25 protein-coding genes are annotated in these 26,219 nt (G+C 61.5%); 10 read left to right on the forward strand and 15 right to left on the reverse strand.

Annotated elements, in window-relative coordinates:
- The 3 genes from gcvP to gcvT form a co-directional block, all read right to left on the reverse strand.
- Positions 1–2,856, reverse strand: a complete 2,856-nt coding sequence (gene gcvP, locus GOX88_RS10410; protein ID WP_170401098.1) for an aminomethyl-transferring glycine dehydrogenase — start codon at positions 2,854–2,856, stop codon at positions 1–3.
- A 175-nt stretch (positions 2,857–3,031) separates the two neighbouring features.
- Complete coding sequence (gene gcvH, locus GOX88_RS10415; protein WP_170401099.1) at positions 3,032–3,397, reverse strand: glycine cleavage system protein GcvH; 366 nt, start codon at positions 3,395–3,397, stop codon at positions 3,032–3,034.
- 17 nt (positions 3,398–3,414) lie between these two features.
- Positions 3,415–4,509: a glycine cleavage system aminomethyltransferase GcvT gene (gene gcvT, locus GOX88_RS10420; RefSeq protein ID WP_170401100.1), complete on the reverse strand. Its 1,095-nt coding sequence runs from the start codon at positions 4,507–4,509 to the stop codon at positions 3,415–3,417.
- A gap of 347 nt (positions 4,510–4,856) precedes the next feature.
- On the opposite strand from gcvT, the gene GOX88_RS10425 reads away from it, so the two are divergent.
- Genes GOX88_RS10425 through GOX88_RS10440 form a run of 4 tightly spaced genes read left to right on the forward strand, consistent with a single transcriptional unit; the run spans position 4,857 to position 8,354 of the window.
- Positions 4,857–5,507 carry a histidine phosphatase family protein gene (locus GOX88_RS10425; protein WP_170401101.1) on the forward strand — a complete coding sequence of 217 codons (651 nt, stop codon included), beginning with the start codon at positions 4,857–4,859 and terminating at the stop codon, positions 5,505–5,507.
- 16 nt (positions 5,508–5,523) lie between these two features.
- The gene (locus GOX88_RS10430) at positions 5,524–6,138 is read left to right on the forward strand and encodes a glutathione S-transferase family protein (protein WP_170401102.1); all 615 of its coding nucleotides are present in this window, start codon (positions 5,524–5,526) and stop codon (positions 6,136–6,138) included.
- Between the two features lie 14 nt (positions 6,139–6,152).
- Positions 6,153–7,208, forward strand: coding sequence for a saccharopine dehydrogenase (locus GOX88_RS10435; protein ID WP_170401103.1), 1,056 nt, complete (start codon positions 6,153–6,155; stop codon positions 7,206–7,208).
- 3 nt (positions 7,209–7,211) lie between these two features.
- A complete protein-coding gene (locus GOX88_RS10440; RefSeq protein ID WP_170401104.1) occupies positions 7,212–8,354 on the forward strand; it encodes a saccharopine dehydrogenase family protein in 1,143 nt (380 codons plus the stop codon).
- A 39-nt stretch (positions 8,355–8,393) separates the two neighbouring features.
- Here GOX88_RS10440 and GOX88_RS10445 read toward each other — a convergent pair whose 3' ends face one another.
- From GOX88_RS10445 to GOX88_RS10470, 6 genes are all read right to left on the reverse strand, one after another.
- The gene (locus tag GOX88_RS10445) at positions 8,394–9,473 is read right to left on the reverse strand and encodes a tetratricopeptide repeat protein (RefSeq protein WP_170401105.1); all 1,080 of its coding nucleotides are present in this window, start codon (positions 9,471–9,473) and stop codon (positions 8,394–8,396) included.
- Positions 9,474–9,619: 146 nt separating this feature from the next.
- Entirely contained in the window at positions 9,620–9,820 is a 201-nt protein-coding gene (locus tag GOX88_RS10450; RefSeq protein ID WP_170401106.1) for a DUF1127 domain-containing protein, read from the reverse strand.
- A gap of 38 nt (positions 9,821–9,858) precedes the next feature.
- The gene (locus tag GOX88_RS10455; RefSeq protein ID WP_217354207.1) at positions 9,859–10,095 is read right to left on the reverse strand and encodes a DUF1127 domain-containing protein; all 237 of its coding nucleotides are present in this window, start codon (positions 10,093–10,095) and stop codon (positions 9,859–9,861) included.
- A gap of 107 nt (positions 10,096–10,202) precedes the next feature.
- A complete protein-coding gene (locus tag GOX88_RS10460) occupies positions 10,203–11,306 on the reverse strand; it encodes a tetratricopeptide repeat protein (RefSeq protein WP_170401107.1) in 1,104 nt (367 codons plus the stop codon).
- Positions 11,307–11,405: 99 nt separating this feature from the next.
- Entirely contained in the window at positions 11,406–11,723 is a 318-nt protein-coding gene (locus tag GOX88_RS10465) for a DUF3775 domain-containing protein (RefSeq protein ID WP_170326413.1), read from the reverse strand.
- An 86-nt stretch (positions 11,724–11,809) separates the two neighbouring features.
- On the reverse strand, positions 11,810–12,583 hold the full coding sequence (locus GOX88_RS10470) for a DUF1365 domain-containing protein (protein WP_170401108.1): 774 nt from the start codon (positions 12,581–12,583) through the stop codon (positions 11,810–11,812).
- A gap of 146 nt (positions 12,584–12,729) precedes the next feature.
- Here GOX88_RS10470 and GOX88_RS10475 point away from each other — a divergent pair, with 146 nt between their 5' ends.
- Genes GOX88_RS10475 through GOX88_RS10485 form a run of 3 tightly spaced genes read left to right on the forward strand, consistent with a single transcriptional unit; the run spans position 12,730 to position 14,511 of the window.
- Entirely contained in the window at positions 12,730–13,386 is a 657-nt protein-coding gene (locus GOX88_RS10475; RefSeq protein ID WP_170401109.1) for a sigma-70 family RNA polymerase sigma factor, read from the forward strand.
- 10 nt (positions 13,387–13,396) lie between these two features.
- Entirely contained in the window at positions 13,397–14,047 is a 651-nt protein-coding gene (locus GOX88_RS10480) for a ChrR family anti-sigma-E factor (protein WP_170401110.1), read from the forward strand.
- A 59-nt stretch (positions 14,048–14,106) separates the two neighbouring features.
- Positions 14,107–14,511: a hypothetical protein gene (locus GOX88_RS10485; RefSeq protein WP_170401111.1), complete on the forward strand. Its 405-nt coding sequence runs from the start codon at positions 14,107–14,109 to the stop codon at positions 14,509–14,511.
- A 3-nt stretch (positions 14,512–14,514) separates the two neighbouring features.
- Here GOX88_RS10485 and GOX88_RS10490 read toward each other — a convergent pair whose 3' ends face one another.
- The 6 genes from GOX88_RS10490 to GOX88_RS10515 form a co-directional block, all read right to left on the reverse strand.
- Complete coding sequence (locus GOX88_RS10490) at positions 14,515–15,744, reverse strand: DNA recombination protein RmuC (RefSeq protein ID WP_170401112.1); 1,230 nt, start codon at positions 15,742–15,744, stop codon at positions 14,515–14,517.
- A gap of 52 nt (positions 15,745–15,796) precedes the next feature.
- On the reverse strand, positions 15,797–17,656 hold the full coding sequence (gene mutL, locus GOX88_RS10495; RefSeq protein WP_170401113.1) for a DNA mismatch repair endonuclease MutL: 1,860 nt from the start codon (positions 17,654–17,656) through the stop codon (positions 15,797–15,799).
- Between the two features lie 280 nt (positions 17,657–17,936).
- Entirely contained in the window at positions 17,937–18,866 is a 930-nt protein-coding gene (locus tag GOX88_RS10500; protein WP_170401114.1) for a metal ABC transporter permease, read from the reverse strand.
- Complete coding sequence (locus tag GOX88_RS10505; protein WP_170401115.1) at positions 18,863–20,068, reverse strand: metal ABC transporter permease; 1,206 nt, start codon at positions 20,066–20,068, stop codon at positions 18,863–18,865. The genes GOX88_RS10500 and GOX88_RS10505 overlap by 4 nt, the downstream gene beginning before the upstream one ends.
- Before the next feature lie 3 nt (positions 20,069–20,071).
- A complete protein-coding gene (locus GOX88_RS10510; protein WP_170401116.1) occupies positions 20,072–20,875 on the reverse strand; it encodes a metal ABC transporter ATP-binding protein in 804 nt (267 codons plus the stop codon).
- A 3-nt stretch (positions 20,876–20,878) separates the two neighbouring features.
- Complete coding sequence (locus GOX88_RS10515; protein WP_170401117.1) at positions 20,879–21,832, reverse strand: metal ABC transporter solute-binding protein, Zn/Mn family; 954 nt, start codon at positions 21,830–21,832, stop codon at positions 20,879–20,881.
- Positions 21,833–22,030: 198 nt separating this feature from the next.
- On the opposite strand from GOX88_RS10515, the gene deoC reads away from it, so the two are divergent.
- Genes deoC through GOX88_RS10530 form a run of 3 tightly spaced genes read left to right on the forward strand, consistent with a single transcriptional unit; the run spans position 22,031 to position 26,214 of the window.
- Entirely contained in the window at positions 22,031–23,029 is a 999-nt protein-coding gene (gene deoC, locus GOX88_RS10520) for a deoxyribose-phosphate aldolase (RefSeq protein WP_170401118.1), read from the forward strand.
- Positions 23,030–23,039: 10 nt separating this feature from the next.
- Entirely contained in the window at positions 23,040–25,373 is a 2,334-nt protein-coding gene (locus GOX88_RS10525) for an aldehyde dehydrogenase family protein (protein ID WP_170401119.1), read from the forward strand.
- A gap of 25 nt (positions 25,374–25,398) precedes the next feature.
- Complete coding sequence (locus GOX88_RS10530; RefSeq protein WP_170401120.1) at positions 25,399–26,214, forward strand: SDR family oxidoreductase; 816 nt, start codon at positions 25,399–25,401, stop codon at positions 26,212–26,214.
- The last annotated feature ends 5 nt before the right edge of the window (positions 26,215–26,219 follow it).

Raw genomic sequence — 26,219 nt, forward strand, 5'->3', positions numbered from 1 at the left:
TCACTCGGCGGCGTCTTGGTATGCGTCCATTGGGGGGCATGTGCAGACGAGGTTTCGGTCTCCGTATGCGTTGTCGACGCGGTTGACGGGGGACCAGTATTTGTCGACGCCCATGGAGCCCGGCGGGAAGCAGGCCTGTTCGCGGGTGTAGGGGCGGTCCCAGTCGCCGACCAGATCGCGCACCGTGTGGGGGGCGTTTTTCAGCGGGTTGTTTTCCGCGTCGATCTTGCCGTCGATGATGTCCTGCGCTTCCGCCCGGATCGACAGCATCGCGTCGCAGAAGCGATCCAGCTCGGCCTGCGGCTCGGACTCGGTCGGTTCCACCATCAGCGTGCCCGCCACCGGCCAGGACATGGTCGGCGCGTGGAAGCCGCTATCGACCAGTCGCTTGGCGATGTCGTCGACGGTGACATGCGCCTCGGCGTCCAGCGGACGGGTGTCGAGGATGCATTCATGCGCCACGCGGCCCGACTCGGAAGTGTAGAGGATCGGGTAGGCCTCGCTCAGACGTGCGGCGATGTAGTTGGCGTTCAGGATCGCCACCTTGGTCGCCTGCGTCAGACCTGCACCACCCATCAGCAGCACATAGGCCCAGCTGACTGGCAGGATCGAGGGCGAACCGAAGGGCGCCGCCGAGACCGGACCCACGGCGGTGCCGTATTCCGGGTGGCCGGGCAGGTGTTCCTCGAGATGCGCCTTGACGCCGATCGGACCCATGCCGGGGCCGCCACCGCCATGCGGGATGCAGAAGGTCTTGTGCAGGTTCAGGTGGCTGACGTCGCCGCCAATGTCACCGGGACGCGACAGACCCACCATGGCGTTCATGTTGGCGCCGTCGATATAGACCTGGCCGCCGTGATCATGGGTGATCTGGCAGACCTCCTGCACGGTGGTTTCGAACACGCCATGGGTCGAGGGGTAGGTGATCATGCAGGCGGCCAGATGGTCGGAATGCTTTTCCGCCTTGGCACGGAAATCCGCGATATCGATATTGCCGTTCTCATCTGATTGCACCGGCACAACCTGCCAGCCCACCATCTGCGCCGAGGCCGGGTTGGTCCCGTGCGCCGAGGTCGGGATCAGGCAGACATTGCGGTGCCCTTCGCCGCGGGCGAAGTGATAGTTGCGGATGGTCAGCAGGCCTGCATATTCGCCCTGCGCGCCCGAATTGGGCTGCTGGCTGATCGCGTCATAGCCGGTGATCTGGCACAGCTTGTCGTTCAGGTCGGCAATCATCTCGTGATAGCCCTGCGCCTGATCTTCGGGAACGAAGGGGTGCAGGTTGCCGAACTCGGGCCAGGTGACCGGGATCATCTCGATCGTGGCGTTCAGTTTCATGGTGCACGACCCCAGCGGGATCATCGCCCGGTCCAGCGCCAGGTCGCGGTCGGCCAGACGGCGCATATAGCGGGTGATCTCGGCCTCGGCCCGGTTCTGGTGGAAGATCGGGTGGGTCAGATAGGGCGTCTCGCGCAGCGCGTAATCCGGCAGGCGGTATTGTTTGTTCGAGCTGTCATCCTTGCGGTCGATGCCGAAGGCACCCCAGACGGCCTCGATGGTCTCGGGGCGGGTCTGTTCGTCGAGGCTGATGCCCACGCGGCTCGTCCCCACCTTGCGCAGGTTGACGCCACGGGCCACGGCGGCCTCCATCACCACGGTCTGCAGGTGGCCGACCTCAACGGTGAGGGTGTCGAAGAACACTTCCGGTTCGACCGAGAAGCCCGCCTCTTCCAGACCGGCGGCCAGGCGCGAGGTCTTGCGGTGCACCGATTGCGCGATGGCCTTGATGCCGTCGGGGCCGTGATAGACCGCATACATCGAGGCAATCACCGCCAGCAGTGCCTGCGCGGTGCAGACGTTCGAGTTCGCCTTCTCGCGCCGGATATGCTGTTCACGAGTCTGCAGCGACAGGCGGTAGGCCTTGTTGCCGCGGCTGTCGATGCTGACACCGATGATCCGGCCGGGCATCGACCGCTTCAGCTTGTCGGTGGTCGCCATATAGGCGGCGTGCGGGCCACCAAAGCCCATCGGCACGCCAAAGCGCTGGGTCGAGCCGATGGCGATATCCGCGCCCATCTCACCCGGCGACTTCAGCAGCGCCAGCGACAGGATGTCGGCGGCGACGATGGCAATCGCCTTATGTTCGTGCAGCGCCGCGATCTCGGCGGTGTAGTCGCGCACATGGCCGTGGGTGCCGGGGTACTGGAAGATTGCGCCAAAGACGGCACCGGCGTCGAGGCTGTCGGGATCGCCCACCTGCACGTCGATGCCCAGAGGCTCGGCGCGGGTTTTAATGACCGCGATGGTCTGCGGGTGGCAGTTGCGGTCGACAAAGAAGGCCGCGTTATTGGCCTTGGACCGGCCGCCGCGCTTGGCCATCGCCATGGCTTCGGCGGCGGCGGTGGCTTCGTCCAGCAGGGATGCGTTGGCCACGTCCAGCCCGGTCAGGTCGCTGACCATGGTCTGGAAGTTCAGCAGCGCCTCAAGCCGGCCCTGGCTGATCTCGGGCTGATAGGGGGTGTAGGCGGTGTACCAGGCCGGGTTTTCCAGGATGTTGCGCAGGATCGGCGCCGGGGTGGTGGTGCCGTAATAGCCCTGACCGATCAGCGAGGTCAGAACCTTGTTCTTGCCCGCCACCTGCCGCATGTGAAAGAGCGCGTCGCGTTCGGTCATCGCCGGACCCCAGTCCAGCGGCTCTTTCTGGCGGATCGCAGGGGGAACGGTGGCGTCGATCAGTTCGTCCAGCGTCTTGAAGCCGATCACCTTGAGCATGTCGCGCATCTCGGTGGGCGACGGGCCAATGTGGCGGCGATTGGCGAAGTCATAGGCTTCGTAGTCGGTCAGTTTGAAGGCCATTGCAGCGCTCCTGTCGAATAGGTCAGGTCCGGCCGGGCAGGCGGGTGCCTCCGGCGGGGAGTGAGGGCCGTCCCGGAACCTGTCCGGTGGACAGGTTCAGGCCCGAACGGGCGGAGCCCCAGATCGGAAGCCCCAAGTGAAGGGGCGGATCCGCGCCGGGACCCGCCCGCAAGAGTTAACCGATGAAAGCCTTGTAGCCGGCCTCGTCCATCAGGTCTTCCAGCTGCGCGGCGTCTGCGATCTTGATCTTGTAGATCCAGGCTTCGCCTTCGGGATCGTCGTTCAGCGCGCCGGGATTGTCGGCCAGCGTCTCGTTCACTTCGACGATCTCGCCATCCACCGGCGCATAGAGCTCGGAGGCCGCCTTGACGGATTCGATCACGCCGATCTCGCCGTCCTTCTCGAACTCGTCGCCCGCTTCCTGCTGCTCGACGAAGACCACCTCGCCCAGCTGTTCGGCTGCGTGTTTGGTGATGCCCAGAGTGGCCACGTCCCCTTCGACGGTCAGCCATTCATGCTCTTCGGAATAATAGGTTGCCATGTCTCTCTCTCCTGACTTCAACGCTTGTAATTCTGTGTGACGAAGGGCAGCGCCACGATCTCGGCCGGTTGCGCCTTGCCCCGGATGATCAGGTTCACCTTCTCGCCCGGCGCGCCATGGCCTTTGCTCACATAGCCCATCGCCACCGGTCCGCCGACCGTGGGGCCAAAGCTGCCCGAGGTGATCTGGCCAATCGTATTGCCTTCAAGGCATTGCACTTCGACACCCTGACGGGCGGGCGCACGGCCTTCGGGCTTGATGCCCACCAGCTTGCGTGCGGGGCCTTCGGCCAATTCCTTCTGCACCCGCTCGGCGCCCGGAAAGCCGCCCTCTTCCTTGCGGCGCTTCTGGATCGCCCAGCCCAGCGAGGCCTCGATCGGCGAGGTGCTCTGGTCGATATCATTGCCATAAAGGCACAGACCCGCCTCCAGCCGCAGGCTGTCGCGCGCGCCCAGACCGGCGGCTTCGCAATCCTCATGCGCCAGGAAGGCGCGGGTGATCTCGATGGCCTTGTCCTCGGGGATCGAGATCTCGTACCCGTCCTCGCCGGTATAGCCCAGACGCGAGATGCGGCATTCCACGCCGTTGATATCGGCCACGGTGGTTTCCATGAACTTCAGGTCACGGGCCGCAGGGCACAGCGCGCCCACCACATCCTCGGCCTTGGGGCCCTGCACCGCCACCAGCGCGCGGTCGAAGATCTCGGTCACTTCGACGCCGTCCAGATTGGCCTGCATGTGCGGAATGTCCTGATGCCGCAGCGCTGCGTTCACGACGACGAAATAGTGATCCCCCGCGTTCGACACGATCAGGTCATCCATGATCCCGCCTTCCGGGTTGGTGAAAAACCCATACCGCGCCTTGCCTTCCTTCAGCGTCGCATAGGCCTGCGGGCAGATCGCCTCGAGCTTCTCACCCACATTCTCGCCCCGCAGGATCACCTGACCCATATGAGACACATCAAACACCGCCGCCTTCTCACGGCACTGCTTATGCTCCCCCATGATCCCCAGCGGATACTGAACAGGCATCTCCCACCCAGCAAAATCAACCATCTTACCGCCCAACTCAACATGCAAGTCATACAACGGTGTGCGCTTAATATCGGTCATGGGTCCAACCTTTCTTAGGTCATAATCTCTGAATGTCGCACTTGTTCGCCCTACGTCCAAACTGTTTGCCGCCCAGATTCTCACGACTGTGTCGCAAGTCAACAGTCATGGAACTTTGATCTGTGTCAGAGCAGACCCCTGAGAGCCGGGTAAAGAGTATACGCCCGTATGCTGTATTCGTGTTTCTGATAGGAAACTTTTCCCCCTTAAGCAACATCAAAATGACAATCACCGACAGCTCGCCCAAGCACGCGCCATAAGTCGCTGACATTTTTGCCGGATGCCCGCGCAACACCTCTGGTCCCTGCCTACAACCTGCCCTAAGACTCCGCCCGAGAGGGACCGCCATGTCACATATAACACTGGTTCGCCACGGCCAGGCCAACACCGATGCGCGTGATGAGGAGAGCTATGACAAGCTCAGCGATCTGGGTCACCAGCAGGCGCGCTGGCTGGGTGACCATCTGCAATTCACGCGGACCAGCTATACGCGGGTCTATTGCGGCACCCTGACCCGACACATCGAAACCGCGTCCAGCATGGGACTGGCGGAACCGATCCGCGACCCCCGCCTGAATGAGGTCGAGTACTTCACCATCGCCAAGCTGTTCGAAGAGCAGCACGGCGTGATAGTCCCGACCGACCGCGAAGGCTTTGTGGAACACCTGCCCCGCACATTTGCTGCTTGGGCCAAGGGCGAGATCAGGGACACCCCCGAGACCTTCGAAGACTTCGAGGCCCGTGTCTCTGGTGCGTTGCGCGATATCGGTACCGAGGGCGGACCCGCGATTGTGGTGACCTCGGGTGGGTTGATCTCGATGGTGGTGCGGCAGGCGATGGGGTTGGACATCCCGTCGATGGCACGGGTGGCCCTTGCCATCATGAACACGTCAATGCATCGTCTGCACCCGATCGGCCCGCAACTGAGTCCGGTCCTGTTCAACGCCGTTCCGCATCTGGAAGCGCCCGAGCGCCAATACGCCCAGACCCATCTGTAACCCCGGAGGCCCTCTGATGCAGCTTTACTATGCCCCCCGGACGATCTCGGTCGCCGTTGCCATTGCCTTGGAAGAGGCCGGACTGGAGTTTGAAGCGATCCGGCTGGACTTTGCCGAGGGTGAGCAGACAAAACCGGCGTACAAGCAGATCAACCCCAAGGGCCGCGTTCCGGCGTTGGTCGTAGAGGGCGGCATTCTGACAGAAACCGGGGCTCTGCTGGAATATATCGCAGCGAAGGCCCCCGAGGCCGGGCTGGTGCCTGCCGATCCGGTCTTGGCTGCCCGCATGCGTGAAGTGATGTTTTACCTCGCCTCGACCATGCATGTGAACCACGCCCACAAGCTGCGCGGGCCGCGTTGGGCCGACAAGAAATCCAGCTGGAAGGACATGAAAGACAAAGTTCCCCAAACGATGACCGCGTCCTGTGGCTATATCTCGTCCAACGGGCTGCGCGGGCCGTTTGTGCTGGGTGAGGCGTTCTCGCTGGCCGATGCCTATCTGTACGTGGTCTGCAGTTGGCTGGAAGGTGACGGCGTAGATGTCTCGGCCTTTCCAAAAATTCTCGCCTTCCGTGAGGCGATGGAGGCTCGGCCTTCGGTTCAGGCGGTGCGCGCTGCAGGAATGCTCTGACAAAAGGAAGTACGATGACACATCTCTGGGTCCGGGCAGAACAGCGCCCGAACGAAGAACGGGTGGGGCTGACCCCCGAAGGCGCCGCCGCGCTGATCGCTGCGGGCATCCGCGTGACGGTCGAGGAAAGCTCGGTCCGTGCCATTCCGATTGACGGCTACAAGGATGCGGGCTGCGAGATCGCGGCTGAAAACTCCTGGCCCGAGGCCCCGCTGGATGCAATCATCTTTGGCCTGAAGGAGCTGCCCGAGGATGGCACGCCACTGCCCCACCGCCACATCATGTTTGGCCACGCCTATAAAGGCCAGCATTCCGGCCGCGCGCTGCTGGAACGGTTCAAGGCTGGCGGCGGCACGCTGTATGACCTGGAATATCTGGTGGACGAAAATGGCCGCCGCGTGGCTGCCTTCGGCTATTGGGCCGGGTACGCGGGCGCTGCCGTGACGCTCAAGACATGGGCCGCGCAGCAACGCGGTCAGGAATGCCCGCCGGTTGGTGTCTATCCCAGCAAGGACGCGCTGAATGCCGAGTTGCTGTCCGAGGTGGACGCGACCGGAGCCGAGCGCCCCCGCGCCATCGTTATCGGCGCTTTGGGCCGTGTCGGAACCGGGGCTGCGGACCTGTGCGAAGCGATGGGTGTCAGCGTCACCAAATGGGACATGGCCGAGACCGCCAGAGGCGGGCCATTCCCGGAAATCCTCGACCACGACCTGTTCCTGAACTGCATCTTTGCCCGCCCCGGCACCCCGGTCTTTGTTCCGCAAGCGGCGCTGACCGCCCCGCGCAACCTGACCGCTATCGGCGACGTGGCCTGCGACCCGGACAGCGATTACAACCCGGTGCCGGTCTACGACCGTGCTACCACTTGGGACGCCCCCGCCCTGCGCGTCGCCACCGACCCGGTGATGGACGTGATGGCAATCGACAACCTGCCGTCGATGCTGCCGGTCGAAAGCTCGGAAGATTACGCCGCGCAACTGCTGCCTTCTCTGCTGACCCTGACCAATCTGAACAGCGGCGTCTGGGGCCGGGCAGAAGCAACCTACAAAACACATATCGAAGGGATCTGAGCGATGACGATTCACTGGTGTGGCACCGGCCTGTCGGCCATCCCCGGCCTGCGCCGCCTGATCGAAGGCGGGCACAAGGTCACCGTCTGGAACCGGACCATCGACAAGGCCAAGGCCGAGATCGGAGACCTGACCGACGACATCCGCGCCTTCGACATCGACGCGCTTGGCACAGTGCTGGAAAAGGGCGACGTGATCGTGTCGATGCTGCCGGGTGATTGGCACGTGCCGCTGGCGGAACTGGCGATCTCGAAAGAGGCCAACTTTGTCTCATCGTCCTACATCGCGCCCGAGATGCGCGCGCTGGACGACAAGGCGCGTGAGGCCGGCGTCGCGCTGGTCAACGAGGTCGGGCTGGACCCGGGCATCGACCACCTGATGGCGCACGCTCTGGTCGCCGACTACCGCGCCTCGGATGCGTTCGATCCGCAAAACCACCTGAGCTTTATTTCGTATTGCGGCGGCATCCCCAAAAACCCGAACCCGTTCCGCTATAAATTCAGCTGGTCGCCTTTGGGTGTGCTCAAGGCGCTGCGCTCGCCATCGAAATCAATCCGCGATTACGCTCCGCTGGACGTCGCCCGCCCTTGGGACGCGATCACCAGCTATATCGCGCCGCTGCCAACACCGGAAAGCTTTGAGGTCTACCCGAACCGCGACTCGATCCCTTTCATGTCCGAATACCAGTTCGAGGAACACTGGCCGGTCAAGGAGTTCGTCCGCGGCACCCTGCGGCTGAACGGCTGGGCCGACGCATGGTCGGACGTGTTCACCGAGATCGAGACCCTGTCGGGCCCCAAAGGTGACGCGCGACTGAAAGAGATGTCGGATCAGTTCTGGGCCGACAACGCCTATAACGAGGGCGAGCCGGACCGCGTGGTTCTGTGCGTGGGCCTGAAGGCAGAAAAAGACGGCGTCCCGGTCTGGAACAAGACCTATGTGATGGATGCCTGGGGCGATGCACGTGGCACCGCCATGGCGCGCCTGGTGTCAATTCCAGTCTCGTTGGCAGTCGAGGCCGTTCTGAACCGCGCCATCCCGGCCGGTGTCCACGCCGCCCCCAGCGACCCGAAACTGGTGCAGGACTGGATGGCCGAGATCGACACACTGGCCCAGCATCTGCAGGTGGTGGATCACTTGGGCTGAACGATTGGCACCGCCCTTATCAAGACCAGGGCGGTGTCATCAGTTCAATGCGGTCTGCGCCAGATCAACAAGGTTGTGGCGCAGTTGCGGGCTGAAGATATACTCATTTGTGTATTTCCACCCCGCTTCATTTTCTTGTTCAAACCCCTCATAATAAGAAACTTTGCCGTCATTCACGCATTCAAAAACGCGATGATGGATCAAGAACCGGGGAGCATGTTCCAATGATTTGTTCGGCCAGTCGACCCCTCCCAGAAAGGCCCACTGAAACACCTGTTTGGATTTCCAATCGTTCCGCTGAACCAATTCTGTAAGGGTTTTAGCGCCCGTGTCCCGCAACGCTTTTTCGCGCCGTTCCGGGTTAAACTCCGCCCATTTTTTCAATGCCTCATCGCAGCTTAAATCCGGATAGTCGGAGCGGTGCTCGGGAAATAGGGGCGGGCAGTCAGGTCCTGCAAACATACACGCTTCAAAAAAACCTTCCGCCGTTTGATCGTGTGTCAAATCCAACCGATACGCTTCTCTGAATGCCTCTGCCGCTGGCCCATACTGCTTCAATTCAAGCCGCATCCGCCCAAGTTCGCGTGGCATCCATAACAAGCGCTCATCTTCCGCAGCCGGATATTTCTCCATCAACCGAGTATAATATGCATCGGCCTCTTCGTATCGCTCCAACTTTTTCAAAAGGCGAAAACGCTGTTGCATCGTGTAGGTGTTCGCGGGGCCCAGACGATGGGCCTTTTCGATAGCGTCAAACGCGGCCTCATCATCCCCTAATTCGCCCAGTACAAAACTGAACCACTGCCAGGCCTGATGTTCATCTGCGTTGATAGCTGCGGCGGTATTGAAGTCCTTCAACGCGCGCGGCAGGTCCTCATTTTCCACGTAAGCCCGCCCGCGATAGATATGGAGGACCGCCAACTCCCTTGGCGTGTACTTTGCGGTTTCCAACAGCCTGCTGCAGCCCTGAACAGTCGTCTCTGGCGCGGCTTCTGGGCTGTGGCATCCCCCCGCAAGCATATCTGCGGCCAAATCATTACGTTGATTTTGCTGATGCAAAATAAATGCAGCGGCCAAAATCAGGCACGCCGCTGCCAGCCTCACAAATCGCCAACTCAATTGCCTGCCCCTACAATGCGCCAATCAACTTTAACGCGTTCTTTCTGGCATAGCTTCTTATGAGTGGCCATCTACCTCTTCGCAAATCGGCTGACAAAAAAGCCATCCCGAAATGTCGGAATGGCTTTGTCTCAGGCCCTGATCCGTCAGATATAGCGTTCGATCACGTCGTCGATATCGCTGCGGTTGATGCCCAGCTCGGCCAGGTCCTGATCAGATAACCAATTCAGTTCCTGCGCGGCGCGCACGATATCCGATCTGATCGCCTGCAGCCGCATTGCCCTGTCGAACAACAACACGGAACTGGCGTTGACCGACGGTTCGCGGTTTGGTTTTGAATCCAGCATCCTCTCCTCCATGTTTGACGCCCGGCACGGCGCCTGGATCACTGCACGTGACGGTTAAAGGGCTGCTTGTGGTAGACGCTTTCATAGGCGCGTCGATTGATGTCACTGCGCGGAATGCCGATGTCTTCCAGCTGCCTGTCGGTCAGGTTTTCCAGTGACCGGACGGTTTTGGCATAAATCCCGCGGCGGAAATGCTCGACCCGGGCTTCGGCGTAATTCGAAAACAGACCGAAGAAGAGCCCCTTCTGCGGAGTAACTGTTTGTGCGTATCCCATGACTTTCTCCTTTTACTCTGAATTGCGTTTGTCGTTGCTGAAACAGATAAAAGAAGCCCGCGTTAACGCGGCCAGAGGATTGGATTAAGACTGGTTAATGTGTTGGGTCAGGGCGCGTTGCTGGGTGTGTTCAGGTACACATAGGCCAGATCGAGCAGGTTTTGGCGCAGTTCCGGATTATACAATCTTTCCGCTTCGTTCCGTAGCTTTTCCGCCGAAACTGCACCACCTTCTGGAAAGTGGAATATGCCCCCGGACACGCACTCGAACACCCGGGCCTCGACCAATAGCCTGCTTGCCTTTTCCGGCGTAGCATTCTGAGCAAACGAGAAAATGGCCGTCGTGTACACAAACTGAAGCAGCAAATCTGCTGTTCGGCCTTGTCCTTCAGCCGGTTTACTCAATGTCAACTTGCCAGCGTCTTCAAAAAGTAGTTCAGCCAGGTTCGGATGCAGGGTCGCAAACTCGGCACCTGCCTGATCACAGCTTATGGAAGGGTAAGCTTCGCGTGCCTCGGGAAACAACGCCGGGCAGTCCGATCCGGCAAGACCACAGGTTTCAACGAATTGTCTGCGCGCATATGCATCCTTGGGATCTTTTCTGAGAGCTTGAGCAAACGCCTGTGCGGATGATGCATACTCATGGGCCTTCAACCGGAAGAAACCAGCATATTTCCAAGCCCATGGCCCAACTTCATAGTGCTCTACCGCGTATTCCACCAAAGGTTCAATTTCATTCAACCTCTCCAACGTGCGCAGAAGTTTGGCCTTGGTCTCCAGCGAATAGTCATTCCCCGGGGCGACTTTCAGCGCGTCATCTATCACTGTCAAAGCCTGCGGATAGTCTTCGCTCCTGATAAAAATCATGGCCTTCCACTGCAGCGGCACCTCGCTTTCGGGGTCGGCTTCAACCGCCAGATCGGCCTCACGCTTTGCGGCCTCCCAATCCTTCACCCCCATGTAAAGCCGCATTTTGTTGCGATACGCCAAAGACCGCTCAGCCGGGTCGAAGACGGCCCAGTCCAACAGCAGGTCGCAGGCATCGAGGGTGGTCTGCAGGTCGCCCTTATCTGAGCTACAGATATCAACCAACGTGTCATGCTTTTTGCGCAAAATCGGCAGCGCCACGAGGCACAGCACGACCAGAATAATGGCCACGCGGACAAATGTCAGTTTGCGTTTCGGGGGATCAACAGAAATGTCTGCGTTCATTCAATCAACCAGAAGTAAATTCTGTCGAACTGAACCAAACCTGCACGGGTTTGTAAACGGCCTTCAAAACAATGCCCGCATATATCGCGGGCATCGTGTTTACATCAGATCGTTTTCCACGTCCTCGGCTGAAATTCCCAGCGCATCCAAACCGTTCTCAAGATGGTCCGACAGGTGCGGCGTGCCGATCAGATAGTCGGCGCATGGGGTCGAGGCCTCGGATTTGGCGGTTGCAATTGCTTCGGCCAGATCCTCGGCGAAAAAGCTCTCGCGCCCGATCCACATGACAGCAACCAGCTCGGCCTGCTCATCCTCGCCCATACGGTCTATGAAGGCGCGCAGCTCGCCCTCGGCGCGGTTCAATTCGCGCCCCATCATGGCAACCTGAGCGATTTTTCTTGCCGAGATTTCCAACATGACCAACTCCTCGTGTTCGCGGTTTCCATCCTAGCACAAACATTCTGAGGTGCCCGAGTCTTTGATCTTACGCAAACAAAGATGCTTTAGGGCTCGCGGATGCGGGAAACCGGATGATCGGGAATAGGGGCAGTGCGAAACGGGCGGAACCTGGCTTTTTTGACCCACAATTTAAGGGCCTGCCACAGGATCAGAACAAACGCGCGGCGGGCGCCAAACGGGCGGCGCAGCAGCGACCACAGGATTTTGCCGTCACTCAGCGGCGCACGCGGCCCGGTCAGCGTTGCAATCAGGCCGCCGCCCTCGCGCCCGTAATCGATCCAGACGCCCACACGGTCGGGGCGATAGTCGAACCGGAAGGTATAGGTCCCTTCGATCTTCTGAAACGGAGAGACATGCATCAGCTTGCCCGCCACGATCCGGTCCGAGGGCTGGATCGGCGCGAAGTCGGGATTGTGGCACAGGTAACTGTGGCGCGTGCCATAGGTATTCGTGACCTCGGCCGCGACTGCATAAAGCTGCTCTTCCGTGTCGAAACAGAACCAGAAGCTGACCGGGTTGAAAACATGGCCGAATACGCGTGGCTGGGTCAGAAGGGCAATCCGGGTAGGTTGGGTAACCCTCATCTGGTCGAACTGCTTCCGCAGCCAGACCGCACCGTGCCCCTGCCCCGGCTCGCCGCCGTGGTCGCGATCCCGCCAGTTGGTGACATTGGCACGGTTCAGGGAAAACAGCAGCGGAGTGCTCGGGCAACCTTCGGGGTCCAGCAGGATGTAGTCGACGGAATAGCGAAAGGCGTTTTGCACGGTCCCTTTCCGCCCGTGAAAAGTGTGGCCCGCAATATGGTCGATCCTGTTCACACCGCTTTCCCCGATCTTTCTGTAAGCCGTTTAAACGGCATTCTTTTCCTAGTCAGCTTGTACCAGATGATACGCAAGCTAGCCCGAAACGGATCAAAAACCGCAAACAAAGTGATCCGCCTTTGGCTGGCCCGCGTATTGTGGTTATGTTTACCGAGATCGATACCGTGACCTTGGATGAACCGGCGGCCGAAGGGCCAGCACTCAGACCTTGGCGCGCACAGAAACGCACCAGGGGTAAGCCGGTGAACAAAGCGGATGGCAGTTGCGACACCAGAACTGAGTGGGTGAGCCACGTCAGACGCATTCGGGACGCGCAGGATCAGGCGGCCTTTGCCGAGCTGTTTCAGCATTTCGCGCCACGGATCAAGGCGTTCCTGATCAAGTCGGGGGCAGATGCGGCGCTGGCCGAGGAATGCGCGCAAGAGGTGATGGCGACCTTGTGGCACAAGGCGCATCTGTTCGATCCCGCCCGCGCGACCGTCGCCACCTGGGTGTTCACGATCGCAAGGAACAAGCGCATCGACGTCCTGCGCAAACAACGCCGCCCCGAGCCCGAGGACCTGGGATGGGGGCCCGAGGCGGAACCGGAACAGGACGACGTGATCGCGCTGCAACAGGAAACCGCGCAGTTGCGCGACGCCATGTCGGCGTTGCCCGAGGCGCAAAGGGAACTGATCGAAAAGGCCTATTTCGGCGATCTCAGCCACCGCGAGATTGCCTCTGCAACCGGATTGCCGCTGGGCACGATCAAATCACGTATACGGCTGGCGCTGGACCGCTTGCGCCACGCGATGAACTGAGATGATGACGATGAGCAACAAGATCAAACATCACCTGACAGACGACCTGCTGATGGCCTATGCCGCCGGCAGTCTGCCCGAAGCGTTCGACCTGATGGTCGCCACGCATCTGTCCCTGTGTGACCACTGCCGTGCACGGGCCGAAAGCTTTGACGCCGTTGGTGGCTGTGTTCTGCAGGATCAGGACACTTCGGCCAGCATGAGCGATGGCGCTTTGGCCGCAACCATGGCGCTGATTGCCCAGAGCGCGCCGATTGCGAAACCGGCCCGTCCGGGATGTTCGGTGCTGCCTGCGCCTCTGCAGGATTATGTGGGCGGAGATGTAAATGACATCAAATGGCGTTCCATCGGCATGGGTGTGAAACAGGCGATCCTGCCGACCACACGCGAGGCCACCGCGCGCCTGCTGTTCATCCCCGCCGGTGCCGCGGTGCCCGACCACAGCCACAACGGCATCGAACTGACGATGGTCCTGCAAGGCGCGTTCTCGGACGAGGTGGACCATTTCGCCCGCGGCGATGTCGAGATTGCGGATGAAGACCTGCACCACACGCCGACGGCGGATATCTCGGAAGATTGCATTTGTCTGGCCGTCACCGACGCGCCGCTGAAGTTCAACAAGCTGATGCCGCGTCTGTTCCAGCCTTTTCTGCGTATCTGAACCACCTGGACCATCTGTGGTACACTGCCCCGACACCCTGATAGTTGGAGTATTTTGTCATGAAGAATATTCTGGTCTTTGTCCTCATTCTGTTTGGAATTTCCTCACTAGCCTCTGCGCAACAGACGGCAGATGTAAAATTCGAACCGGGCAACTATGGCACGATGGTCAGCGGCACGGTCACTGGCGACGAGTATTTTGACTACAAGCTGGGCGCGTCGTCAGGTCAGGAAATGTTCGCCGAGCTTCAGGTCAGCGACACCAACGGCAACGGCGTGATCTATTTCAACATCCTGCCGCCGGGTAGCGATGGCGTCGCAATTTACAATGGCTCAATCAACGGCAACACCGCCCGGATCGACCTGCCCGAGGACGGAGATTACACGATACGGGTCTATTTGATGGGCAATGACCGCGATACCGGCAAGACGGTCGGTTACAATCTGGACCTGTCGATCCAGTAGGGTTCAGGCTTCGGATTTACCCAGCGGCACCACGTTGGGGTGTTCGTCCGGGGCCAGTTCCTCGAAATCGAAATTGTCCAGCCGCTGCGCCCGGCGCCCCGCCTTTTCGGCGCTGATCTTGATTTCCGAGATGTCCTTGGCCGCCTGCCCGAAATGACGGTCAAGGTTCGAGACACGATCGCCCAGACGCTCCACATCCTTGTGCAGCAAACCCAGTTCCTTGCGGATCGCGCCCGCCTGCTCGCGCATCCGCGCGTCTTTCAGGATCGCGCGCATGGTGTTCAGCGTCGCCATGCAGGTGGTGGGCGAGACGATCCAGACGCGTTTGCTGAAACTTTCCTGCACCAGTTCGGGGAACTTTGCGTGCAACTCGGCATAGACCGCCTCGGAGGGCAAAAACATCAGCGCGCCGTCCGCGGTTTCGCCATCCAGAATGTACTTCTCGGCAATGTCGTTGATGTGCTTGCGCACGGTGCTGCGGAACATCTGCACCGCTGCTTTCAGTTCGGCATCATTGGTCGAGCCGATCAGTGCCTCATACGCTTCCAGCGGGAATTTGCTGTCGATCACGATTGGGCCCGGCGGGTTCGGCAGGTGGATCAGGCAATCCGCGCGGCGCCCGTTCGACAGCGTTGCCTGTAACTGAAAACTGTCCGAGGGCAGTGCCTTCGACACGATATCGTTCAGCTGAATCTCTCCAAATGCCCCGCGCGTCTGCTTGTTCGACAGGATATCCTGCAGCGACAGCACATCGCCGGACAATTTGGTGATATTGTCCTGCGCCTTGTCGATGGCGGCCAGCCGTTCCTGCAACTGCGTCAGCGAGGTCGCGGTCTGTTTCGACGAGCCATGCAGCGATTCCTTCATCCGCTCCTGCATCTCGGCCAGCGCACGCGCCGACTTCATCGCGTTGTCGGCCAACCGGTCGTTCATCTGCTGCTGCACCGAGGACAGGCGCGATTCGACCGTCTGGATCACCTGCACCTGCGCATTCGCCTGCGTGTCCGAAACATGCTGCAATCCGCCGCGTAGCTGCTCCTGTCCTTGCCCCAACTGCTGCACATGCTGGCCCAGATGCGCCATCTGCCGGGCCAGAGGTTCCGCCATCCGGGCCGAGCGCTGCGCCGCCCGCATGGACATCAACAGCAGCAACAGGATCAGCGCCACCACTCCGCCGCCGATCAGGATCACGGGGTCGTTCAATGCAACTTGGGTGCCAGCAATCTCGATCATGTCGCCTCGAATGTTCTTGTTTTATTCTTCATAACCCGGCAGAGCCACCGGATCAACTGCGGCCGAACAGACGCTCGATATCGCTCAGCTTCAGTTCTACGTAAGTCGGCCGCCCATGGTTGCACTGCCCGGAATGGGGTGTCGCCTCCATCTCACGCAGCAGGGCATTCATTTCCTCGGCCCGCATCCGGCGGCCCGATCGGACCGAACCGTGACAGGCCACCCGGCTGAGGATCGCTTCGATCCGCGCCTGCACCGTCTGGCTTTCGCCCTGATCGGCCAGTTCATCAAGGATATCCAGGATCATCGCACGGGCATCGACCTCCCCCAGAATGGCTGGGGTCTCACGCACGGCGATGGCGCCGCCGCCGAAGGGTTCCAGCGTCAGTCCAAGGCGTGACAGGTCGTCGGCCACGGTCATCAGGCGCGCGCAGTCGCCTTCTGAAAGCTCGACAATTTCAGGGATCAGCAGCGCTTGTGCGGCGACGCCATTCTCGGCCATCTGGGTCTTGAGCTTCTCATAGACCAGACGTTCATGCGCCGCGTGTTGATCGACGATCACCATGCCGTCGGCGGTCTGGGCGATGATGTAATTCTCGTGCACCTGCCCGCGTGCCGCGCCCAAGGGCAGGTCCTGCGGTGCAGGCTCTTCAACCGCAACCGGAGCCGCCGGGGCGGGGTCAACAACACTGCCGCTATAATCCTGGGACAGCTCGGCAAAACCCGGGGCCTGCGCGCGATACACAGCCTGACGCGTGGCAGGCGATGGCCGGTCCATCTGATACACCCGCGCAGGTGCAGGCTGCGCCGGTTCGGGCCGCATCGCGCCCAACGTGGCATTGGCGACGGTCGTTGAGGCCCGGTGACCCGCCTCGGCCAGCGCGTGACGCAGCGCCGAGACGATCAGCCCACGCGCCACGCCGGGATCGCGAAACCGCACCTCGGATTTGGCCGGGTGGACGTTCACGTCCACCAGCGTCGGGTCACAGTCGATGAACAGCGCCGCCGCCGGGTGGCGGTCACGGCTGAGAAAATCGAAATAGGCCGCCCGCAATGCACCGGTCAGCATCTTGTCACGCACCGGGCGGCCATTGACGAACAGGTACTGTGCCACCGCCGCACCTCGGGAATAGGTTGGCAAGGCGGCATAGCCATAGAGCCGGATGCCCTCGCGCGTGGCATCGATCTGCAGCGCGTTCTCGGCAAATTCACGCCCGATCACCCGGGCCAGACGGGCGTGCAGCGCGTCGAACAGATCACCATTCTCGTGGTCGGCACGGAAGGTCACGCGGCCCTCGCCCCCGCCCGAGACATCGCGCAGAGAGAAGGTGATGGCGGGCTCGGCCATCGCCAGACGTTTGACCGTATCACCAATCGCCTGTGCCTCGGCCCGGTCGGTGCGCATGAATTTCAGCCGCGCAGGGGTGGCAAAGAACAGATCGCGCAGCTCCACCACCGTGCCTGCGCGCAATGCGGCGGGCTTCACCGCCTCCATCTTGCCGCCGGCCACGTGGATCTGCGCCGCATCCGCGCCCGGCACCCGACTGGTGATCGTCAACCGACCCACCGCGCCCAGTGACGGCAGCGCCTCGCCCCGGAACCCGAACGTGTGGATGTTGAGCAGATCCGAGCCATCAATCTTCGAGGTCGCATGGCGCGACAGGGCCAGCGGCAGGTCCTGTGCCGAAATCCCGCAACCATCATCGGTAACGCGAATCAACGTTTTGCCGCCATCAGCAATATCGATGGCAATCCGCGTCGCACCGGCATCAACGGCGTTTTCCACCAGTTCCTTGACTGCCGAGGCCGGGCGTTCCACCACCTCACCCGCTGCAATACGGTTGATAGCAGCATCATCCAGCTGTCGAATTACGGGTGGATTTTCGCTGATATTGGGGTGTGTCTGCGCCATACCACCAGACCTAGCACAGGCGCGCACGATTCTGCCACCGGTTTGGATCTATCAATTTTAAGGAGGGGGCGTTCGAACAATCGCGCCGAACCGATGCTGTCACACGGCAAACCGGATCGCGATTGTCCGAACGATCCGAAGTGAGTGGTGGTCATTCAGAAAAATCTGGCGAGGGCTTAGCACGATTAAAGCATTGAAAGTCATTAACTCTGCCCGCGCAGGAATTCTGAGCGAGTTTCAGCCGACCGCTCGCAGACAGGGGTGGCGGGAACACGCCGTGTCAAGAGGCCTGGGGCGCTCCGGCGCGGGTTCGGCACGGTCCCCATAGCGCGGCAGCGGCCAGGATCAGGCCGGACATGGTGGCAATCATGCCTGCCGCGCTGACAGCGTCCGCTCTGCCCAGCCACAACGGCCCATATCCCGCCAGCACATAGCCCGACACCGCCGAGACGGTGGCGAAGACAACGCTCCACGTGATCTGGGTTTCCAGCCGGTTGGTCATCAGGCGCGCGGCAGCTGGCGGGCAGATGAACATGGCGATCACGATGATCGACCCCACCGCGTCAAAGGCTGCCACGGCGGAAATCGCCGCAACGATCACCAGCGCCATGCCCAGCGCGCCGGTGCGAATGCCGATGGTGCGGGCAAAGCCCTCGTCAAAGGTAGAGATTTTCAGCGGGCGCCAGAACAGCCAGATGAACAGGATCACCCCCGCCAGCGTCAGTGCAATACGCGGCAGTTCCGGTGGCAAACCAGCCAGGGCCGTCAGGTCCAGCACGGATGACCAGCCCGCCGCATCCAGCCAAATCAGGCTTTCCAGATTGCCGTAAAGCGCATGTTCCACGTCCAGATGCACGGTCGAAGTGTCGGTCTGTTCCAGCAACAGCACACCGCCAGCGAACATGGTGGTAAAGACCACCCCCATCGCAGCGCCGGGTTCGATCTGTCCCAGCCTCCGGATCGCCTCGATCATCACCACGGCCACAATCGACGCACCCGCCGCGCCCAGCATCATCGGCCAGGTCGAGATCGCTCCGGTCAGTATAAAGGCCACCACGATGCCCGGCAGCACCACGTGGCTGATCGCGTCGCCGATCAGGGCCTGTTTGCGCAGCACCAGAAAGTTGCCGGGCAGCGCGCAGGCAATTGCCGCAAAAGTGCCGATCAGCAAAGGCGTCAGAGACAGGGGGACAAACTCTTCACCGCTCATGAGGGCACCCCCTGCGGGCCGCCGATCTGGCGGTCGATCTCGGCGATCTGGTCACGCGTCAGCACCGTTTCGATATCGCGCAGCCCGTCATAGAGCGCCGCCGTCGCCTCGTGCGCCTGATCGGCACGGACCACTTCCCACCGTTTTTCATCGCGCAGGGCCTTGGCGGCGCGGGCCTTGCCGGCCTCGGTCGCGACGCCGTCGGCGCGGGCCAACCCGGCGCGTTTCAACAGGCGCAGAGTCAGCGGTTCATAGATTTTCTGATCCTGAGCCAACGCCAACAGACCCTGCCGGATGTGGACGCGGCGCTGGAAGCGCAGATGTTTCAGCACCGCCGCCAGAACACCCCGCACCGGAGCCAACAGCAGGGACAGGGCAAAGAACCCAAAGCTGACCAGCACGATGATCGGACCGGTGGGCAGGTTTGGGGCCGAGGCCGACAGCGCCGCCCCCAGATAGCCCGCCAGACCGCCCGCCAGACCGGCCAACAGGACAACCCGGTCCGACCGCTCGGTCCAGAACCGGGCCGTGACGGCGGGAATAATCAGCAGTGCCACGATCAGAATCAGCCCGACGACTTTCAGTCCGACCACAGTGACGGCCATCACCAGCCCCATCATCGCCAGATCGATGCGATGCACCGGCAGCCCCCGCGCCGCGGCGTATTCCGGATCGAAGGCCACCATGGTCATCGGGCGCCGGATGATCATCACCAGAGCCAGCGTCGCAGCACCTCCAATCGCGATGATCAGCGCATCGGCCCAGAGCATCCCAGCGGTCGAGCCCAGCAGGAACCCCTCCAACCCGGCCTGCCGCCCGACGCCCATGGTCTGAATGACGGTCAGCAGCACCACACCAAAGCCGAAAAACACCGAAAGAACCGCCCCGATGGCCGCATCTTCGGCCAGTCGAGTGCGGCGGGTCAGCCAGTTCATGCAGAGCAGACCGATCCAGGCCGAGATCGCCGATCCGGCCAGCAGGCCGATCAGATTGCGCCCATCGCCGCCAAAGGCAACCAACACCATGAAGGCCAGGCACACGCCCGGCAGTGTCGCGTGGCTGATCGCGTCGCTGACCAGCGCGCGCTTGCGCAGAAACAGGAACGTGCCGGTCACCCCGGCCGAAATGCCAAGCAAGGTCGCACCGATGGCAACCAGCGTGGCGTTATAGCCAAGCTGCAGGGTCAGAGCATCCCAAAGCATGATTTACCCCAGTGCGCGCGAAATCTGGTCGATCTGGGCGGTGGCCAGACGGCCTCCGTAGGCCGATTGCAGGGTCTCGGCGGTGAAGGCTTCGGCCACCGGTCCCTCGGCCACTTTGCGGGTGTTGATCAGGAAAACGTGGTCGAAATAGTCGGTGACGGTTGCCAGATCGTGGTGCACGACGACAACGGTCTTCCCGGCCTCTCTCAGCGATTTCAGCACCGCGATGATGGCTTTCTCTGTGGCCGCGTCGACCCCGGCAAAGGGTTCGTCCAGAAGATACAGGTCAGCCTCTTGCGCCAACGCACGCGCCAGAAACACCCGTTGCTGCTGACCGCCGGAAAGCTGGCCGATCTGACGGTCCGCGAAATCGTGCATTCCAACGCGGTTCAGGCACTCCATCGCCCGAGCCATGTGCCGGGCGCGAATACGCCCCAGCAGGCCCAGTTCCCGCGACAGGCCCATCAGCACCACGTCAATCACACGGGTCGGGAAATCCCAATCCACACTGGCGCGTTGCGGTACATAGGCGATGCGGGCGCGTTGCTGCTCCAGCGGCTTGCCGTAGACGGTGACCTGCCCGGACAGCGGCGTCACGATCCCCAAAGCAGCCTTGAGCAGGGTCGATTTCCCGGCCCCGTTCGGACCGATAATCGCAGTCATCGCGCCGGGCTGGACGGTCATGTCCACCGAGAACACCGCTGGCTTCTGGCCGTAGGAAACCGTCAGGCCACGAATGGCCAGAGGGCTGTCATCCAGGCTGTTCTCAGCAACCGCAACACCCTGATTTGTGGCCAGCTCCAGCATCACTTAAAACCCCGCCGACAATTTGCCGTTCATGCCGCGATCGGGCACTTCCGCGCCCAGCGCGCCTGCGATGACGGTGATGTTGTGGTCCAGCATGCCGATATAAGTGCCCTCATAGGTGCCCGGTTCGCCCATGGCGTCGGAATACAGCTCACCGCCGACACCCACATCATGACCTTTGGCCGCAGCACCTTCGATCAGCGCGCGCATCGACCGGTCGGAAACCGAGCTTTCAACAAATACCGCCGTCAGCTGTTGATCGACCAGCGTATCCACCAGCTCTCCGATCCGGTTCAGCCCGGCCTCGGACTGGGTCGAGATGCCCTGAATGCCCATCACCTCATAGCCGTATGCCGCGCCGAAATAGCCAAAGGCGTCATGCGCGGTGACCAGCACGCGGTTGCTTTCAGGAACGGAAGCAAGGGCCTGAGCGGCATAACCCTCCAACTGATCGATCTCGGCCAGATGCGCCTGCGCGTTCGCAGCAAAGATGTCGGCTGCGTCAGGGCGCGCTTCGGTCAGCGCCTCTTGCACTTCGACCACCACATCGCGCCACAGGGCCGGGCTCATCCACACATGCGGGTCGTATTTGTCGGCATAATCGTCATGGGCGCGCAGTTTCGACGTGTCGATCCCTTCGGCCACGGCCACCACCGCCCGCTTGCGGCCCAGATCGTGGAAGAAGTCTTCCATCTGCGCTTCAAGATACAGACCATGCCACAGGATCAAGTCCGCGCGGGTCATGGCAACGATATCGCTGCGGGTCTGGCGATAGGCATGCGGATCGACGCCGGGACCCATCAGGCCCTTCACCTCGACCTGATCTCCACCCACCTGACGCGCGGCATCGGCGATCATGCCGGTGGTGGCAACCACCTTCAGCGGCGCCTCGGCCCAGGCCGTCAATGGCAATGCAACGGCAAAGGCCAATGCTGCAAGAAAGCTGCGACGAATCATTTCAGACCCCGATTTGGTAAACTGTTAAGAATGAATATGCGAACCATTCGCAACTAAGTCAACGCTCTTGCGAATTATTCGCAAGAAAATGCCAATTTTGTCCATTTGGTCAAAAAATATACAGCCGCAGCTCCTGTATGCCTTCCATTTATGCGCAACCCGTGCGAATTTGGCGCAAACCTCCCAAAGGATGTGATTATGGAAACGCAGAGCTCAGACAGCCCCGTGCGCACCGCGCATCTGCCGCAAGTGACCGAGCCCAGAAACCCCGGTATGGACCTTGATCTGGACTGGGTGCGCGCCGTGCAGGCCAACACTTCGGCCATCGAACGCCGCTCGGCGACCCTGCCCGGTCGGCGGTCGGTGAAGAAAGACTATCAGGCCGCGTGGCTGCTGAAGGCGGTCACGATGATCGACCTGACCACACTGGCAGGTGACGACACCGTTGGCCGCGTGCGCCGCTTGTGCGCCAAGGCCCGCCAGCCTGTCACACCCGCTTTGCTTCGGGCGATGGACATGCCGCCGATCACCACTGGCGCGGTCTGCGTCTATCACGACATGATCGAAACCGCGGTTGCGGCGCTGAAGGGCACCGGCATTCCAGTGGCCGCCGTTTCCACCGGGTTCCCCGCGGGCTTGTCTCCGTTTCACCTGCGCGTGGCCGAGATCGAGGAAAGCGTGAAGGCCGGGGCCGAGGAGATCGACATCGTGATCTCGCGCCGCCATGTGCTGTCGGGTGACTGGCAAGCCCTGTATGATGAAATGAAAGCCTTCCGCGTGGCCTGCGGCGATGCCCATGTCAAAGCCATTCTGGCAACCGGCGAACTGGGCAGCCTGCGCAATGTCGCCCGCGCCTCGCTGGTCTGCATGATGGCCGGGGCGGATTTCATCAAGACCTCGACCGGGAAGGAAAGCGTCAACGCCACCCTGCCCGTGTCGCTGGTGATGATCCGCGCGATCCGCGACTATTATGACCGTACCGGGTATCGGGTGGGTTACAAACCTGCGGGTGGCATCTCAAAAGCCAAGGACGCGCTGGTTTACCTGTCGCTGATCAAGGATGAGCTGGGCGACCGCTGGCTGGAGCCGGACCTGTTCCGCTTTGGCGCGTCGTCGCTGCTGGGCGATATTGAACGGCAGTTGGAACACTATGTGACGGGCGCGTATTCCGCCGGTTACCGTCACTCCATGGGCTGAGGGCAGAACAATGACAGTCAAAGAAATCTTCGAAACCATGGATTACGGCCCCGCACCGGAAAGCGCAGCCGAGGCGCTGGCCTGGCTGGTCGATCAGGGCGACAAGTTCGGTCACTATATCGACGGCGCCTTTACCAAGCCCGGCAAAGGGTTTGACAGCCGCAACCCGGCGACCGGAGAGGTGCTGGCCAAGCTGACGCAGGCGAAACAGGCTGACGTGGACGCTGCCGTTTCCGCCGCCCGCAAGGCGCAGCCGAAATGGGAGAAGCTGGGCGGCGCAGGCCGTGCGCGGTACCTTTATGCCATTGCGCGCCTGCTGCAGAAACACGCGCGGCTGTTTGCGGTGCTGGAAAGCCTGGATAACGGCAAACCGATCCGGGAATCGCGCGACATCGACATCCCTCTGGCGCAGCGGCACTTCTACTACCACGCCGGAATGGCGCAGTTGATGGAGAGCGAACTGCCCGACGCGCAGGCATTGGGTGTGTGCGGCCAGATCATCCCGTGGAACTTCCCGCTGCTGATGTTGGCGTGGAAAATCGCGCCGGCAATTGCGATGGGCAACACGGTGGTTCTGAAACCGGCCGAGTACACCTCGCTGACCGCGCTGCTGTTCGCCGATATCTGCTCGCAGGCCGGTTTGCCCAAGGGCGTGGTCAACATCGTCACTGGCGATGGCGCCGTGGGCGAGATGATCGTGTCCTCGGACGTCGACAAGATCGCCTTTACCGGCTCGACCGTTGTCGGTCGTCGTATCCGCGAGGCGACCGCAGGTTCGGGCAAGGAGCTGACCTTGGAACTGGGTGGCAAGTCCGCCTACATCGTGTTCGACGACGCCGATATTGATTCAGCTATCGAAGGGCTGGTCGATGCGATCTGGTTCAATCAGGGTCAGGTCTGCTGTGCAGGCTCTCGCCTGCTGGTGCAGGAGGGCATCGCCGATCGCTTCCACGACAAGCTGCGCGCGCGGATGGACAAGCTGCGCGTCGGTGATCCGCTGGACAAATGCATCGACGTGGGTGCGGTTGTGGACCCGGTCCAGTTGCTAACCATCAAGGGCATGGTCGAAAGCAATACCGCAGGTCATGTCCATCAGGCCGCGTGCGAGCTGCCTGAAAACGGCTGCTACTACCCGCCGACTCTGATCTCGGGCCTAGAAACCTCCGATCCGCTGATGCAGGAGGAGATCTTTGGCCCGGTTCTGGTGTCCTCGACCTTCCGCACCCCGGAAGAGGCAGTTGAGCTGGCCAACAACACCCGCTACGGACTGGCCGCGACTGTGTGGACCGAGAACGTGAACCTCGCGCTGGATATCGCGCCCAAGCTGGTTGCCGGTGTGGTCTGGGTGAATGCCACCAACCTGTTCGATGCCGCTGCCGGGTTCGGCGGCGTACGCGAAAGCGGCTTTGGCCGTGAAGGCGGCTGGGAAGGGCTGAGCGCCTACACCAAGCCCAAAGGCAAGGCCAAGCCGCTGACCAAGGTCGAGGCGACCATGGGCGAAGGTGCTCCGGTCGATCCCATTGACCGCACCGCGAAAATGTATGTGGGCGGCAAGCAAACGAGGCCCGACAGCGGCTATTCCAAGCCGGTCTGGGGCAAATCCGGCCTGCTGGGCCATGTCGGCCTTGCCAACCGCAAGGACGTGCGCAACGCGGTTGAGGCCGCGGCAGGTGCCAAAGGCTGGTCCAAGACCACCGGCCATCTGCGCGCGCAAATCCTGTACTACATCGGCGAGAACCTCTCGGCCCGTGCTGAAGAATTCGCCGCCCGTATCGACACCATGACCGGCAAGAAGGACGGCGCAAAAGAGGTCGAGGCCTCGATCCAGCGCCTGTTCACCGCCGCCGCCTGGGCCGACAAGTATGACGGTCAGGTGCATGGCGTTCCGATCCGGGGCGTTGCCATTGCCATGAAGGAACCGGTCGGCGTGATCGGTGCGCTCTGTGCGGATGAGGCACCTCTGCTGGGTCTGGTCTCGGCCATGGCTCCGGCGATTGCGATGGGCAACCGGGTGGTGCTGGCAGCAAGCGAGCCCTATCCGCTGGCAGCCACGGATTTCTACCAGATCCTCGAAACCTCGGACGTGCCCGCAGGTGTGGTCAACATCCTGACCGGCAGCCATGCGGAACTGGCGAAACCTCTGGCCTCTCATCTGAACATGGATGCGGTCTGGTCGTTCTCGTCCACCGATCTGTCGAAAGAGATCGAGGTCGTCTCGGCCGGGAACCTGAAACGGACCTGGGTCAATAACGCGACGGCATTTGATTGGGGCGTGGACCATTCCCGCCGCTTCCTGCAGGCTGCGACCGAAATCAAGAACATCTGGGTGCCCTACGGCGAGTAGGGCTCCCGCATCACGGGAGGCCTACATGGATTTTGCAAACAAAACCGTCATCGTCATTGGCGGAACCAGCGGTATCAATCGCGGCATTGCCGAGGCCTTTGCGGCCTCGGGTGCCAAGCTGGCCGTCGCCAGCCGGTCACAGGAAAAAGTGGATGACACTGTCGCCGCGTTGAAGGCTGCGGGCGCGGCTGACGCCATTGGTGCCGCCTTTGATGTGCGTGACCCCGAGGCTGTGGCCGAGGGCCTTAAGCAATTCCACGACGCATTCGGTGACTTCGACGTTCTGGTGTCTGGCGCGGCAGGCAATTTCCCGGCACTGGCGGCCGAGATGTCGGTCAATGCGTTCAAAACGGTTATCGATATCGACCTGATGGGCACCGTCCACGTGATGAAAGGGGCCTATCCGTACCTCAAACGCCCCGGTGCCAGCATCATCAACATCTCGGCGCCGCAATCCTATCTGCCTTACGAGGGGCAAGCCCATGTCTGCGCCGCCAAGGCGGGCGTTGATCAGATCACCCGCACCCTGTCGATGGAATGGGGTGTCGAGGGCATCCGCGTGAACTCGGTCGTGCCGGGCTTCATCGAAGGGACCGAAGGCGCGAAACGTCTGGCCCCCACCGAAAACGCCCATGAAGAACTGCGCCGCGATGTGCCTTTGGGCCGCTGGGGTCAGCCGCAGGATGTGGCCAATGCCTGTCTGTTCCTCAGTTCGGACCTGGCCAGCTATATCAGCGGCACGGTACTGGCCGTGGATGGCGCGCTGTATCAGCGCGGGTCAGGCAAATTTGGTCAGATGATGGGGCAGATGCTGCGCAGCGCGGCGGGGAAAAAGGGCTGAGGCGC

Source organism: Ruegeria arenilitoris (assembly GCF_013030985.1).
GTDB lineage: Bacteria > Pseudomonadota > Alphaproteobacteria > Rhodobacterales > Rhodobacteraceae > Ruegeria > Ruegeria arenilitoris_B.

What these genes read in the sequence shown, in the direction of transcription:
- gcvP (WP_170401098.1), bottom strand. Translation starts at nt 2,856, where the DNA reads ATGGCCTTCAAACTGACCGACTACGAAGCCTATGACTTCGCCAATCGC.
- gcvH (WP_170401099.1), bottom strand. Translation starts at nt 3,397, where the DNA reads ATGGCAACCTATTATTCCGAAGAGCATGAATGGCTGACCGTCGAAGGG.
- gcvT (WP_170401100.1), bottom strand. Translation starts at nt 4,509, where the DNA reads ATGACCGATATTAAGCGCACACCGTTGTATGACTTGCATGTTGAGTTG.
- GOX88_RS10425 (WP_170401101.1), top strand. Translation starts at nt 4,857, where the DNA reads ATGTCACATATAACACTGGTTCGCCACGGCCAGGCCAACACCGATGCG.
- GOX88_RS10430 (WP_170401102.1), top strand. Translation starts at nt 5,524, where the DNA reads ATGCAGCTTTACTATGCCCCCCGGACGATCTCGGTCGCCGTTGCCATT.
- GOX88_RS10435 (WP_170401103.1), top strand. Translation starts at nt 6,153, where the DNA reads ATGACACATCTCTGGGTCCGGGCAGAACAGCGCCCGAACGAAGAACGG.
- GOX88_RS10440 (WP_170401104.1), top strand. Translation starts at nt 7,212, where the DNA reads ATGACGATTCACTGGTGTGGCACCGGCCTGTCGGCCATCCCCGGCCTG.
- GOX88_RS10450 (WP_170401106.1), bottom strand. Translation starts at nt 9,820, where the DNA reads ATGCTGGATTCAAAACCAAACCGCGAACCGTCGGTCAACGCCAGTTCC.
- GOX88_RS10455 (WP_217354207.1), bottom strand. Translation starts at nt 10,095, where the DNA reads ATGGGATACGCACAAACAGTTACTCCGCAGAAGGGGCTCTTCTTCGGT.
- GOX88_RS10460 (WP_170401107.1), bottom strand. Translation starts at nt 11,306, where the DNA reads ATGAACGCAGACATTTCTGTTGATCCCCCGAAACGCAAACTGACATTT.
- GOX88_RS10465 (WP_170326413.1), bottom strand. Translation starts at nt 11,723, where the DNA reads ATGTTGGAAATCTCGGCAAGAAAAATCGCTCAGGTTGCCATGATGGGG.
- GOX88_RS10475 (WP_170401109.1), top strand. Translation starts at nt 12,730, where the DNA reads ATGTTTACCGAGATCGATACCGTGACCTTGGATGAACCGGCGGCCGAA.
- GOX88_RS10480 (WP_170401110.1), top strand. Translation starts at nt 13,397, where the DNA reads ATGAGCAACAAGATCAAACATCACCTGACAGACGACCTGCTGATGGCC.
- GOX88_RS10485 (WP_170401111.1), top strand. Translation starts at nt 14,107, where the DNA reads ATGAAGAATATTCTGGTCTTTGTCCTCATTCTGTTTGGAATTTCCTCA.
- GOX88_RS10490 (WP_170401112.1), bottom strand. Translation starts at nt 15,744, where the DNA reads ATGATCGAGATTGCTGGCACCCAAGTTGCATTGAACGACCCCGTGATC.
- mutL (WP_170401113.1), bottom strand. Translation starts at nt 17,656, where the DNA reads ATGGCGCAGACACACCCCAATATCAGCGAAAATCCACCCGTAATTCGA.
- GOX88_RS10500 (WP_170401114.1), bottom strand. Translation starts at nt 18,866, where the DNA reads ATGAGCGGTGAAGAGTTTGTCCCCCTGTCTCTGACGCCTTTGCTGATC.
- GOX88_RS10505 (WP_170401115.1), bottom strand. Translation starts at nt 20,068, where the DNA reads ATGCTTTGGGATGCTCTGACCCTGCAGCTTGGCTATAACGCCACGCTG.
- GOX88_RS10510 (WP_170401116.1), bottom strand. Translation starts at nt 20,875, where the DNA reads ATGCTGGAGCTGGCCACAAATCAGGGTGTTGCGGTTGCTGAGAACAGC.
- GOX88_RS10515 (WP_170401117.1), bottom strand. Translation starts at nt 21,832, where the DNA reads ATGATTCGTCGCAGCTTTCTTGCAGCATTGGCCTTTGCCGTTGCATTG.
- deoC (WP_170401118.1), top strand. Translation starts at nt 22,031, where the DNA reads ATGGAAACGCAGAGCTCAGACAGCCCCGTGCGCACCGCGCATCTGCCG.
- GOX88_RS10525 (WP_170401119.1), top strand. Translation starts at nt 23,040, where the DNA reads ATGACAGTCAAAGAAATCTTCGAAACCATGGATTACGGCCCCGCACCG.
- GOX88_RS10530 (WP_170401120.1), top strand. Translation starts at nt 25,399, where the DNA reads ATGGATTTTGCAAACAAAACCGTCATCGTCATTGGCGGAACCAGCGGT.